Origin of the sequence: Acinetobacter sp. YH12027 (genome assembly GCF_013420085.1) — a bacterium.
GTDB lineage: Bacteria > Pseudomonadota > Gammaproteobacteria > Pseudomonadales > Moraxellaceae > Acinetobacter > Acinetobacter amyesii.
In genome coordinates this window covers 60,781-74,466 of the sequence record NZ_VOYW01000010.1, presented here as the reverse complement: position 1 = coordinate 74,466, position 13,686 = coordinate 60,781, and the positions used below count along the sequence as shown (strand labels likewise).

11 protein-coding genes are annotated in these 13,686 nt (G+C 40.9%); 9 read left to right on the top strand and 2 right to left on the bottom strand.

What is annotated here, in order from left to right; translation table 11 throughout:
* Positions 1 to 149 precede the first annotated feature (149 nt).
* From rpoC to FTT94_RS04770, 3 genes are all read left to right on the top strand, one after another.
* Positions 150 to 4,349, top strand: a complete 4,200-nt coding sequence (gene rpoC, locus FTT94_RS04780) for a DNA-directed RNA polymerase subunit beta' (RefSeq protein ID WP_078192842.1) — start codon at positions 150 to 152, stop codon at positions 4,347 to 4,349.
* A 160-nt stretch (positions 4,350 to 4,509) separates the two neighbouring features.
* A complete protein-coding gene (locus tag FTT94_RS04775) occupies positions 4,510 to 5,052 on the top strand; it encodes a hypothetical protein (RefSeq protein WP_180002852.1) in 543 nt (180 codons plus the stop codon).
* A gap of 129 nt (positions 5,053 to 5,181) precedes the next feature.
* Entirely contained in the window at positions 5,182 to 5,538 is a 357-nt protein-coding gene (locus FTT94_RS04770; protein ID WP_078192840.1) for a DNA transfer protein p32, read from the top strand.
* Positions 5,539 to 5,589: 51 nt separating this feature from the next.
* Here FTT94_RS04770 and FTT94_RS04765 read toward each other — a convergent pair whose 3' ends face one another.
* Positions 5,590 to 6,072: a DUF4442 domain-containing protein gene (locus tag FTT94_RS04765; RefSeq protein ID WP_180110483.1), complete on the bottom strand. Its 483-nt coding sequence runs from the start codon at positions 6,070 to 6,072 to the stop codon at positions 5,590 to 5,592.
* A 128-nt stretch (positions 6,073 to 6,200) separates the two neighbouring features.
* Between FTT94_RS04765 and FTT94_RS04760 the strand changes: the two genes are divergently transcribed.
* The 6 genes from FTT94_RS04760 (at position 6,201) to FTT94_RS04735 (ending at position 12,424) form a co-directional block, all read left to right on the top strand.
* Complete coding sequence (locus tag FTT94_RS04760) at positions 6,201 to 7,076, top strand: alpha/beta fold hydrolase (RefSeq protein ID WP_180134460.1); 876 nt, start codon at positions 6,201 to 6,203, stop codon at positions 7,074 to 7,076.
* Positions 7,077 to 7,172: 96 nt separating this feature from the next.
* Complete coding sequence (locus tag FTT94_RS04755; RefSeq protein ID WP_117007831.1) at positions 7,173 to 8,540, top strand: Na+/H+ antiporter family protein; 1,368 nt, start codon at positions 7,173 to 7,175, stop codon at positions 8,538 to 8,540.
* A 306-nt stretch (positions 8,541 to 8,846) separates the two neighbouring features.
* A complete protein-coding gene (locus FTT94_RS04750) occupies positions 8,847 to 9,455 on the top strand; it encodes an OmpW family protein (RefSeq protein ID WP_180113614.1) in 609 nt (202 codons plus the stop codon).
* 156 nt (positions 9,456 to 9,611) lie between these two features.
* Positions 9,612 to 9,959, top strand: coding sequence for a lysozyme inhibitor LprI family protein (locus FTT94_RS04745; RefSeq protein ID WP_078189819.1), 348 nt, complete (start codon positions 9,612 to 9,614; stop codon positions 9,957 to 9,959).
* A 117-nt stretch (positions 9,960 to 10,076) separates the two neighbouring features.
* Positions 10,077 to 11,996, top strand: a complete 1,920-nt coding sequence (gene htpG, locus FTT94_RS04740; protein ID WP_180010233.1) for a molecular chaperone HtpG — start codon at positions 10,077 to 10,079, stop codon at positions 11,994 to 11,996.
* Between the two features lie 152 nt (positions 11,997 to 12,148).
* Positions 12,149 to 12,424, top strand: coding sequence for a hypothetical protein (locus FTT94_RS04735; protein ID WP_180170316.1), 276 nt, complete (start codon positions 12,149 to 12,151; stop codon positions 12,422 to 12,424).
* A 67-nt stretch (positions 12,425 to 12,491) separates the two neighbouring features.
* Here the strand turns inward: FTT94_RS04735 and FTT94_RS04730 are convergent, their stop codons facing one another.
* Positions 12,492 to 13,652, bottom strand: coding sequence for a hypothetical protein (locus FTT94_RS04730; RefSeq protein ID WP_180170315.1), 1,161 nt, complete (start codon positions 13,650 to 13,652; stop codon positions 12,492 to 12,494).
* Between the last annotated feature and the right edge of the window lie 34 nt (positions 13,653 to 13,686).

The window sequence follows — 13,686 nt, the reverse complement described above, 5'->3', positions numbered from 1 at the left end:
CCCCTTTGCGAAAGGGGGAGTTCCCACTCGAAAGGGCAGGAGCTTCCCTCCTTAGAAAAAGGAGGGACTGAGGGAGGATTGTTCAGTAAAAAACAATATTTGTGACCCAGTTGTGAAGTGAAAATCTCCACAACACACGGAGAAAAAAATTGAAAGACTTGCTCGATATCATGCGCAAAAAGACGGATTCAGACGGTCATGCTCCTGTAGAGTTTGATCGCATCCGTATTGGTCTTGCGTCACCAGAAATGATTAAGTCGTGGTCTCATGGTGAAGTTAAAAAGCCTGAAACCATTAACTACCGTACGTTCAAACCTGAACGTGATGGTTTATTCTGTGCCAAAATCTTTGGTCCAGTAAAAGATTACGAATGCTTGTGTGGTAAATACAAGCGTATGAAATACAAGGGCGTCATTTGTGAAAAATGTGGCGTTGAAGTAACAACTGCAAAAGTACGTCGTGAGCGTATGGGTCATATTGACCTTGCTTCTCCAGTTGCGCATATTTGGTTCTTAAAATCACTTCCTAGCCGTATTGGTCTGCTTTTAGACATGACTTTACGTGATATCGAACGTGTATTGTATTTCGAATCATACGTTGTAACTGACCCAGGTATGACTCCACTTGAGAAATACCAACTTCTAAACGATGAAGAATACTTCACTGCTTTAGAAGAACACGGTGATGAATTCACTGCGAAAATGGGTGCAGAAGCAGTTCAAGATTTGTTGAAAGACATCGATCTTGAAGCTGAAATTTCACGTCTTCGTGAAGAGATTCCAAATACAACTTCAGAAACGAAGCTTAAAAAAGCTTCTAAACGTCTGAAATTGATGGAAGCGTTCAAAGAGTCGAACAACAAACCAGAATGGATGGTGATGAATGTACTTCCAGTACTTCCACCTGATCTTCGTCCGTTGGTTCCTCTAGAAGGTGGTCGTTTTGCGACTTCTGACTTGAACGATCTTTACCGTCGTGTAATCAACCGTAACAACCGTTTAAAACGTCTTTTAGACCTTGCAGCACCAGACATTATCGTACGTAACGAAAAACGTATGTTACAAGAGTCTGTAGATGCATTGCTTGATAACGGTCGTCGTGGTCGCGCAATTACCGGTTCGAACAAACGTCCTCTTAAATCTTTGGCAGACATGATCAAAGGTAAACAAGGTCGTTTCCGTCAAAACTTATTGGGTAAACGTGTCGATTACTCTGGTCGTTCGGTAATTACTGTAGGTCCAACTTTACGTCTGCACCAATGTGGTCTTCCGAAAAAAATGGCGCTTGAATTATTCAAACCATTCATTTTCGCGAAACTACAAGCGTCTGGCCAAGCGACAACCATTAAAGCTGCGAAGAAAATGGTTGAGCGTGAAACTCCAGAAGTTTGGGACGTACTTGCTCACGTAATTCGTCAACATCCAGTGATGTTGAACCGTGCGCCTACACTTCACCGTTTGGGTCTTCAAGCATTTGAACCAACCCTGATTGAAGGTAAAGCAATCCGTCTTCATCCGTTAGTTTGTGCGGCATTTAACGCCGACTTCGACGGTGACCAAATGGCGGTACACGTACCATTAACACTTGAAGCTCAGTTAGAAGCTCGTGCGTTAATGATGTCAACAAACAACATTCTTTCTCCTGCGAACGGTGAGCCAATCATCGTACCTTCTCAGGACGTTGTCTTAGGCTTGTACTACATCACTCGTGATGCGATCAATGCCAAAGGTGAAGGCATGGTGTTTGCGGATACTGACGAAGTAAACCGTGCACTTGCAACAGGTCAAGTTGATTTACACGCTCGCGTAAAAGCACGTGTACACCAAACTGTCATTGACGAAAATGGTAACCGTGAACAACAAACCATTGTTGTAGACACAACTCCAGGTCGTTGTTTACTTTGGGAAGTTGTACCTGAAGGTATGGATTTCCAACAAATCAACGTTGAGATGACTAAAAAGAACATCTCTAAATTGATCAACTCTTGCTACCGTAAATTAGGTCTAAAAGATACTGTTATCTTCGCTGACCAATTGATGTACTTGGGCTTCCGTCAAGCGACTCACTCAGGTGTGTCTGTTGGTATGGAAGACATGTTGATTCCGCCACAAAAACAAGCAATTATCGAAAAAGCTGAAGTTGAAGTTCGCGAAATTGAACAACAATTTGAACAAGGTTTCGTAACTGCCGGCGAACGTTATAACAAAGTTGTCGATATTTGGGCGCGTACAAACGACCAAGTAGCGAAAGCGATGATGGACAACTTATCTTTCACTACTGTTAAAAACAAACAGGGTGAAGACGAGAAACAAAAATCATTCAACTCGATCTATATGATGTCTGACTCAGGTGCCCGTGGTTCGGCAGCTCAGATTCGTCAGTTAGCGGGTATGCGTGGTTTGATGGCGAAACCAGATGGTTCGATCATTGAAACACCAATTAAAGCGAACTTCCGTGAAGGTTTGACCGTACTTCAGTACTTCATTTCAACACACGGTGCACGTAAAGGTTTGGCCGATACTGCATTGAAAACTGCGAACTCAGGTTACTTGACTCGTCGTTTGGTTGACGTTGCACAAGACTTGGTAATTACTGAGCCAGATTGTGGTACTTTCGACGGTCTTGTAATGACTCCGTTCATTCAAGGTGGCGATGTCATCGAGAACTTAGGTACTCGAGTATTGGGTCGTGTACTTGCTGAAGATGCGAAGAAACCAGGTTCGGATGATGTGATTCTTCCACGTAATACTTTAATCGACGAAAAACTTGCAAACTACTTAGAAGAGCAAGGTGTCGATGAAGTGAAAGTACGTTCAGTTGTAAACTGTGAATCTACTTTCGGTGTATGTGCGAAATGTTACGGTCGTGACCTTGCTCGCGGTCACTTGGTGAATCCAGGTGAATCTGTGGGTGTAATGGCTGCTCAATCAATTGGCGAGCCAGGTACACAGTTAACAATGCGTACGTTCCACGTAGGTGGTGCTGCGAGCCGAACTTCTGCTGCTAACAGCGTACAAGTTCGTAACAAAGGTACAGTACGTTTCCACAATGTGAAAACAGTACAACACGCTAAAGGTCACTTGGTATCAACTTCACGTTCAGGTGAAATCGGTATCGCAGATGACATCGGTCGTGAACGCGAACGTTACAAAATTCCATACGGTGCTTCAATCATCATTAAAGATGGCGAAGCTGTGGAAGCTGGCGGTATCGTAGCGACTTGGGATCCGCATACACATCCACTTGTTACCGAAGTTGCAGGTAAAGTGCGTTTCAGCCAAATCGCTGATGGCGTAACTGTGACATCGAAAACTGATGATGCAACAGGTATGACGACTATTGAGGTACTTCCAGTAACTTCACGTCCAGCATCTGGTAAAGATATGCGTCCAGCTGTTGTATTGGATACAACAGATGGCGGCGAACAGTTCTACTTCCTACCACAAAACACGATTCTGACTGTGCGCGATGGCGAAACAATTGGTGTCGGTGATGTTATTGGTCGTGTGCCACAAGAATCTTCACGTACTCGTGATATTACCGGTGGTCTTCCACGCGTAGCTGACTTGTTCGAAGCACGTAAACCGAAAGAACACGCGATCCTTGCTGAAATTTCAGGTATCGTAAGCTTCGGTAAAGAGACCAAAGGTAAGAACCGTCTTGTGATTACTCCGGATGATGGCTCTGAAATTTACGAAGAGCTAATTCCGAAATGGCGTACGATTAACGTGTTCGAAGGCGAACATGTAAACCGTGGTGAAACCATTTCTGATGGTCCGCAAAATCCACACGATATCTTACGTTTGAAAGGCGAAGTTGCACTGACAAATTACATCGTGAACGAAGTTCAGGACGTATACCGTCTGCAAGGTGTAAAAATCAACGACAAGCACATTGAAGTGATCGTACGTCAAATGCTTCGTAAAGTTGAAATCACTGACGGTGGTGATACAAGCTTCATCAAAGGCGAGCAAGTGGAATACATCCGCGTTGTTCAAGAAAACCAAGCTGTGGCAGCTCAGAACAAGTTCCCAGCGAAGTTTGAACGTCAATTGATGGGTATTACCAAAGCGTCGCTTTCTACTGACTCGTTCATTTCTGCTGCATCGTTCCAGGAAACAACTCGTGTGTTAACTGAAGCTGCTGTAACAGGTAAAGAAGATGAATTACGTGGTCTGAAAGAAAACGTGGTTGTAGGCCGTCTGATCCCAGCGGGTACAGGTTTGGCATACCACTTAGAACGTCGTCGTCAAGAGTCTGAAGCTGCAGAGCTTGAGCTTCACAATGACTTCTCTGATGTAGATCAAGCGTTAAGCCAAGCATTTAGCGATGAATTTAACGGTCTTTAATTAGCCCTTAAATCATTCCAAAAAAGCCACCTTCGGGTGGCTTTTTTTATGTGGATGAATTGAAAATTAAAGCTTTCCTAATATTGAAATATTTCCTATAGTAAAAATAGAACATAACAAATCTCTTGATTTTTAAACTTAAACATAACGGGGTCTTTTGATGAAATTCACACAGCAATTATTCGCAGTTTCTGCATTATTCAGCTCATTGACAGCGATTGCTGCACCTATGCCCAATTCGATTGTGGTAGAAGATAAAGCTGTAGTTCCAGTACTAAAAACAGAAGTGATTCGCCGTGTTGCAGGTCAAGAACCTGTACGCCAAGTAACTGCAACAGTGTTAGAAATGACCAATAAAGGTCAGGATATCGTGGCACGTGAAATTGAACTTTCAGATCACCAAAGTGATTTTTCTGAAAAGAAATTATCGATTCCAGTAGTACAACGTGGTGGTGTCATCATCCCGACTTCTAAAATTGAAACCAAGACTACGGTGAAGCAGGACGGTCAGATTATTCGTCAAAACACCAATATTGATGCAGAAGGTGTAGAGTTTAAGAAAGGGCAGGAACCGATTAAACGCACGCTAAAACTAGATCAGGTAACAGATCCAGAAAGCAAAGCCAAACTCTCTCATGCTGTGCTGACTGAAAATGGTGAAACAACAAAAGATTTGATGATTTTGGATGAAAACCCTGAGTGATTCGTAAGCGATTAGGCGTGGTTTTTACAAAATGCAGCATTTATGCTCCAAGCCGTAACAAGCTATGTTTAATTGTTTCATACAATGGTTTTAGAATCATAGGTATTGAAGAAGACAAGGAACATCACAATGAAAAAAGTAATGAGCGTATGCGCAGTCGCGATGATGTCGACCCTAATGCTTGCTGGTTGTGAAAGCATGTCGCCCAATGAACAGCGTATTGGTGCTGCAGCTTTAGGTGGTGCCATTGGTGGTGGTGTGGGTAATAATGTCGGTGGTGGTGTAGGTGCAGCCGTTGGTGGTGGCGCTGGTGCAGCTGTCGGTAGTAAAACTCAAAATGGTTCAAACCGAAATGCTACATATAGTGGTGTAGGTGGTGCGATTGGTTCTGCAGTCGGTAAAAGTATCTTTGGTGGTAACACCGGTGCTGCGATTGGTGGTGCAATCGGTGGTGGTGCAGGTGCTGCAATTGAGCAAAATCGCTAATCCAATCCGATAAAATTGAATGAAAAGGCGCTTAAAGATAAGCGCCTTTTTTTATTTGCGGGGACGGGGTTGCTTGCGACGAATGTATAGGGTTTTTTGAACTTCAGCGATACGTAAGCCTGCTTCATCAAAAATATTTAAACTATAGTTCCGTAGCACAGGTACGTGGTTATCTGCTAAGTTTTTAATATGGTTGATTTCATTTGGGTCGAGCTGGATATCAGCGTATACCGTTCCACGCCCGGGGGATAAAAATTGGATATTTGCGGCTTTATCCCACACGATATAACGTGAGCCAAGGTGATGCATCAAAATCAACATATAAAATGGGTCAACCATTGAATAAAGACTACCGCCAAAATGTACACCGACGATATTTTGATTTTTACGAGTTAATGGCATTTTGACGCAAATGTGATAATTGGCGAGATCAATTTTATCAATCGAAATGCCAGCACCTTTATAAGGGGCATAATGATTGAGTAAGAATTTAGAGACAATAGGCATTGTCATTATTTTCTGGATTATGCTCATACTGGGTCAATTTTTTTTTATGCTGAACTTTGCATACTAAATGAGTTTCAAAACTGTGGCATTGATCACATTACCCATGTTCACAAATAAAACGTCAATTCGATGGAATCGATAAAAGGACTAGAAGAATGCAACCACTAAATACGCAATGGGTGAATACCACAGATCAACAACGGCTCTATGTAAAGACATGGGGTGATGAAACCAAGCCCGCTTTGGTTTTGGTTCATGGTTATCCTGATAATCAGGAAGTATGGGAACCGGTTATTGAACATCTTGGTTCTGAATTTTATATTGTGAGCTATGACGTGCGAGGTGCAGGGCAGTCATCTGTGCCCCGTAAAGTACGAGATTACCGTTTAGAACAACTTTCACTTGATTTAGATAGTGTGACGCAAGCGGTATTAGGCGAGCGTAGTTTTCATTTGGCCGCGCATGATTGGGGCTCTATCCAATCTTGGGAATCGGTGACTGAGCCAAAATTTCGCTCACGTATTTTGTCTTATTCAACTATTTCTGGGCCATGTTTGGATCATGCGGCATTTTTGCTCAGAAATAGCTTTAAGCATCAGCAGAAAAAATTACTCAAATTATTAAGTAAGTCATGGTACATCGGGGTATTCCAATTACCATTTTTGGCACCGACCGCGTGGCATTTTTTGAATGCTGAACGTTGGGGAAAAATTGTGAATGATTTAGAACGTACTCAAGAATTGCCTTTGAATCATAATATTCAGCATGATGGTAAACACGGTATTGCGCTTTACCGTGCTAATTTTATTCCCCGCTTAACTCAGCCTAGACAACGTCATGCGGTCTGTCCTGTACAAGCGATTGTGTTGAAACATGATAATTTTGTCAGTCCAGACTACATTAAAGAATTACCTAAATGGGTTGAGGATTTATCGGTGGTTGAAGTCAATGCCAATCATTGGGCTGTGCTGAGCCAACCCGAAAAAATTGCAGGTTACATCGCTCAATTTGCGCAATCACAGCAGCTTTAAGTAAATCTTTCAATAGTGTCAGTTTCATCGATAGGGGGCTAAATAGCGAGCAAATTCTGATAAAATATGGTTTTTTGTCAGACTCCCTTTTTTCTTATGTTTGCTATTCTTGCCGCAATTACAGTCATGTTTGGACTGTCGCTGGCACGCGTGCCTGTTGTATTTGCACTGATCATTGGTGCAGTAATAGGTGGCTTGTTAGCTGGCCTTGGTATTCATGGCACCATCGAAGCGTTTAATAGTGGCTTAGGCAACGGTGCTCAAATCGCACTTGCTTATGGCGTGTTGGGGGCATTTGCTTTGGCACTTGCGCGTTCAGGTTTGCCTGATTTACTGGCTTATCAACTCATTACCAAACTCAAAGGTAACAGTAATGTGAAAGCCCAGAATCGCGTGAAATACGTAATTTTCGCTACTATCGCTTTAGCCGCCGTATGTTCACAAAACGTGATTCCAGTGCACATTGCGTTTATTCCAGTATTAATTCCACCATTACTCAGTGTATTTAATCATTTAAAACTTGACCGTCGTTTGATTGCTTGTGTTCTGACTTTTGGTCTTGTGGCGACTTATATGCTGGTACCTTTTGGTTTTGGTGCTATTTTCCTTAATGATATTTTAGGTCAAAACATCAATACCTTTGGTAAGCCATACGGTTTCAACATCAGCTATGATCAAATTCCAACTGCTATGGCAATTCCAGTATTTGGGATGTTTGTTGGCTTATTAATTGCTGTTTTTTATAGCTACCGTAAACCACGAGAGTATGCTGACGTTCAGGTTAAGGAATCACAGCACACCATCTCATCTGATGTAAAAGCAGATGAAAATGGTAAACCACAAGTCGCTAAATTTACTTTGATCATGGCTGCGGTAGCAGTAGTTGCTACGCTTTCTGTTCAAGTCATATCTGAGTCGATGATTTTGGCGGGTCTCGTTGGTGTTGCGATCTTAAGCTGTGCAGGTATTTTTAAGTGGAAAGAAGCCGATGATGTCATTATCAGTGGGATGCGCATGATGGCACTGGTGGGTTTCATTATGATTTCTGCGCAGGGCTTTGCATCTGTGATTGAGGCTACGAATCAAGTACCAATACTGGTACAAGCTTCGGTTGAATGGATTGGAAACAGCCAAGGTTTAGCTGCATTTTGGATGCTATTGATAGGGCTATTAATTACCTTAGGTATTGGTTCTTCATTCTCAACAATCCCAATTTTGGCCATTATTTATGTACCACTTTGTATTCAATTTGGTTTTAGCCCAGCGGCAACGATTGCCATTATTGGTACAGCAGCAGCTTTAGGAGATGCAGGTTCTCCGGCATCAGACTCAACTTTAGGCCCAACATCAGGCCTTAATATGGATGGTCAGCATGACCACATGAAAGACAGTGTGGTCCCGACCTTCATTCACTACAATATTCCATTAATGATCTTTGGTTGGATTGCCGCAATGGTACTCTAAAAAATTTTCAAAGATAAATAAAAAGGCGATTATATAATCGCCTTTTTTGTTATTTAATCCTGAGGATTTTGGTCGGATTAAAATAATTAATTTTATTAATTCTGATTAAAAAGGTTGGTATATTATGAATAGTAAATTAATTATAACGGTGAAAATATAAAACCAAGCATTGCACTATGATTAAAATAAATATATATAATTAATAATGACTTATATAATAATGTAAAAATTTATAAAATAATAATGTTGCATAATTTTAATACTAATGTTTAATATTAATTATTCATTCTAGAAGGTTGCTTTAAAATGTTAAAACAAGCTGCTCTTATTGCATTATTGGGTATGTCTGCTTCAGCGATGGCTGGTCAATGGCAGGTTAAAGTTGGTGGTTCTGTGGTAGCCCCTACTTCTGACACAAGTATTTTAAACGGCGCAGTAAATGTTGAAGCAGATCATGAATATGCATTTACACCATCAATTGAATATTTCTTTAATGACAACATTTCAGCTGAATTACTTTTGGCAACGCCAATAAGTCATGATGTAAATGTTACAGGTGCTGTAGATGCTGGTGTGAAGGTCAAACATTTGCCACCTACAATTACTGCAAAATATAACTTCAAAAATTCAACACGTTTCACACCGTATATTGGTGTAGGTGGTACTGCATTTGTTGCGTGGGATGAAAAAGCGAGTGGTGATTTAGCTGGTGCTAAAGTAAAAGTAAAAGAAGACTTTGGTTTTGCAGGTCAAGTCGGTTTTAACTACCAGCCAGCTGATGCAAAAAACTGGGGTGTTTTCTTTGATGCACGCTATGCTCAGATTAGCCCAGAAGTGGAAATTACAGGTGTACCTAAATTTGATTTAGATATCGATCCTATGGTGTATACAATTGGTTATAGCTACAAATTCTAAGCTGTAACTGATCTTAAAACCCTGCCATTAGGCAGGGTTTTTTATGCAGCATATTCCATTCATCAGTTGATCGAATTGAACAAATAGGCAATAGAAAATTAAGGTGGAACTGTTAGAGTCGAGATAAATCAGCAAGTTGGATGAAGAGAAAAGACGATGAAAAAAATTATTCAGGGTATGCTGGTCTTGGGCAGTGCTTATTTTATTTCGACAAGTTATGCCGCAAGTTTTGATTGTAAAAAGGCGAAAACCATTACCGAACATGCGGTTTGTGATAACCGTAGTATTAATGATGCCGATGTCAAAATGGCCACGACCTATACGATTATTCGTCATTTGGTTCCCATGGGGACACGTGGTGCAATTCAAGATCAACAAATTAAATGGCTACAACTACGCGATCAGTGCCGTGACAATGTCAGTTGTTTAAGTGATGTATATAAAATGCGGCAGCAAAAACTGGATCTCTACATGGACCGCGTTTATAAACAAGGACCTTTTTAAACCTTAAAATTTAGTGCGATAGAATAAAAATTTTCCATTCACACTATTGAAAAATAGTGAAGTCCCTCCATTCATATAGGCAATTGATAATTTTACTTAGTATGAACGGAGAGACTGATGAGCGAACAACAATCTCAAAAACACAGCTTCCAAGCGGAAGTGGCTCAGTTACTGCATTTAGTAACACATTCTTTATATTCAAATCCTGAAATTTTCCTTCGTGAGTTGGTATCAAACGCATCTGATGCCTGCGATAAATTACGTTTTGAAGGGATTAACCATCCTGAATATTATGAAAATGATCCAGATTTACATGTGCGTATTCATTTAAATAAAGAGCAGAAGACAATTACCATTTCGGATAATGGTATTGGTATGACACAACAAGAAGCGATTGATCATTTGGGTACGATTGCTAAGTCTGGCACTAAAGATTTTATGTCGAAGCTTACGGGTGATCAAAAGTCAGATGCACAATTGATTGGTCAATTTGGTGTGGGCTTCTATTCAGGTTTTATTGTTGCTGAAAAAATTACAGTGGAATCACGTCGTGCTGGGGTAAATGCCGCTGAAGGGGTACGTTGGGTTAGTAATGGTACAGGTGAGTTTGATGTAGAGCCAATTGATAAGGCTTCACGTGGAACCGACATCATTTTGCATTTACGCGAGGATGCTTTAGATTATTTAGATCGTTACAAAGTTAAGCAGATTATTAATAAATACTCTGATCATATTAGTTTGCCAATTGAGATGCAGAAAGAAGTTTGGCAACAAGAGGAAGCTGCCGAAGGCGAAGAAGCAAAACCTGGTCAATATGTACTGACGGATGAATGGGAAGCGATTAACTCAGCAAGTGCATTATGGACGCGTAATAAAAATGAGATCAGTGAAGAACAATATACTGAGTTTTATAAAAACCTGAGCCATGATTTTGAAGCTCCGCTTGCGTGGACACACAACCGTGTAGAGGGAAGTACGGAATATACACAGTTACTTTATATTCCATCTCGCGCACCAAGCAATATTTTCACACGTGAAGCTAAAGCAGGAATTAAGCTGTATGTGAAACGTGTATTTATCATGGATGATGCGGATAATTTGATTCCTAATTATTTACGTTTTGTTCAAGGTGTGGTGGATAGCGCAGACTTACCACTTAATGTAAGCCGTGAATTATTACAAGAAAGTCGCGACGTTAAAACGATTCGTGAAGGTAACGCCCGCCGTATTTTAACGGTGCTAGATGGTTTGGCGAAATCTGAAGATGTTGCTGATCAAGAGAAGTTTGCAAAATTCTACGCTGAGTTTGGTTCAGTCTTAAAAGAAGGCTTAGGCGAAGACATAGCGAATCGTGAGCGTATTCTAAAATTATTACGCTTTGCTTCGTCAAATAATGATGAAGTGAAAACATCATTTGCAGACTATAAAGCCAATATGAAAGAAGGCCAAAAGGCAATTTACTATGTGACTGCTGATAGTTTAAATGCTGCGAAAAACTCACCACAACTTGAATTGTTCAAGAAAAAAGGTATCGAAGTGCTGCTCATGACTGAACGAGTGGATGAGTGGGCGATGGAATTTGTTTTTGAGTTTGATGGAACACCATTACAGAATGTATCGAAAGGTGCAGTTGATTTGGGTGATCTACAAGATGCTGAAGAGAAGAAAGCACTTGAGGAAGCTGCTGAGCAGTTTAAACCTGTTGTTGAAAAACTGTCGGATGCGTTAAAAGATAAGACCTCTGAAGTGCGTGTAACAACACGTTTAGTGGACTCTCCTGCGTGTTTGGTGGTGGCTGAGGGTGAGTTATCACCGCAACTGGTCCGTATGCTAAAACAAGCAGGACAAGCGGTTCCCGAGTCAAAACCAGTCTTGGAAATCAATCCATCCCATCCGTTGGTACAAAAATTAGAAAGTTCGGTGCAGTTTGATGACTTAGCAAATGTTATTTTTGATCAGGCGTTGATTGCTGAAGGCGGTTTACCCGAAGATCCTGCCCAATACATTAAACGGATTAACAGCTTATTGCTGAAGTAACGGTAGATATGAAATGAACCTCCTTCGGGAGGTTTTTTATTTGGTTTTTCGATAGAGGGCATAAATAAAAACGTCCATGTTTTAATCTTAAAAATAAATAAAAATAAATAATTAATCTATAATATCGATCATTAAATATTGGGAATTGTAAGATGAAAACTTTAGTGATCGCTGTAATAGGTTCGCTGCTCTCTATGGGCCTTATGCAATCTGCTCAGGCAGACAGCGCTAAGCAAAAAATGGTGCGTAATGACCGTGTGCAGGTTTCAAAGCAGATCGCACAATACGATATCAACCCTTTTGTTGATAGTCGCCGTGTGATGCGAAATGATCGTGTTCAGTATAGTTTTCCTAAAGTGAAAAAAGTCGCTGAAAAACAGCCAAGTATTGTACGTAATGATCGTGTACGTGTGATTAAGAAAAATTGAAGCTGAGTTATTTAAAAAAAGCCCATCCTGTTGAGATGGGCTTTTTATTCGCTGTGAATAGCGGGTTCTAGAACAAGGCTTCAAGGCGCACTAAAGCGCCCACAAAGTGGCTTTTATCGTCACGATGGTTGTTGAGGTAGTTGAGATCACCTTGGATATAAAACCATTCACGTAGAAAGGGCTGTCGCCATGATACATAGGGTCCCCAACTGTTTAAACGCAGTTGATCGTTATTGTAAAAACCACCTGTATATAGGCCGTAGTTGAATCGGTTACCTTTAAAAAATTGGTGTTGGCGGTAACTGAAGTTATCCCATTTCAGATCATCATCCTGTGCATCTGCATAGGTCAGGTTGAATTGGTTTGAGATAAAGGGTTGGCCTGGACGAGCATGGGTTAATTCTAAATTGGTTCTTAGATAATTTTCACTATCGATACCATAACGATAAATTTGTTCGGCTAAAAAACTGTAATCATTGTCGAGTTGCCATTTTTTAGCTGCTTTTAAGCGGACATATAGGTCATCACCAGAACGTAAACCTAGATCAACGTCAGTTTCGAAGGGCAGTCGATCTGAAATTTCTGACCAACGTAAAGCCAGTGAACTGTTATCTTCACGGGTTTGCTTATTGTCATAATTTTTATCACTACGCCCCGCAGGGTTTTCATTGGTAATTGCAGCATTATTTTCTAATTCATTATCAAGTGAGTCATCACCAAAGACCACACTCAATTTTTTTTCTAAAGTGGGAAGCTTAATTTTACCGCGAATACGTGGCTTAATTTCGTATTCATCGTGCTTATTCCAACTGTTGTCTAAAATCACCCGTAGGGTTGCATTGGCAGGCTTTTCTGGCTCACTTTGCCCAAACCAGTTATCCATGCGAACGGCAGTTCGATCTGCCCAATTTCGGACTTTCTTCTGTTGTCGATCGGTCCAGCTATTATTTTCCGTTTGTTCTGTTGTCGGAACAATGGGGTGATCTGATTGTTCAGGTAAGAAGGTCGGTGTTGTATCAATCCAACGTGGAATTTGATCTAAAAAATCATAGGTCTTTGGCATGATATACGGTGAACTTTGCTCGGTTGCAGGCACATCCTGCGAATGTTCACCCTCAGTTTCATTGACGACAGCATCAGTTTCATTGGCCCAAGCAACTTGATACATCAAGCTCATTGATGCGGAAAAAAGCAAAGTCCGAATAAAGTACTGTTGTTTTTTATGCATATGTTTTGGCTCTATTTAATTATCATCTGAGTAT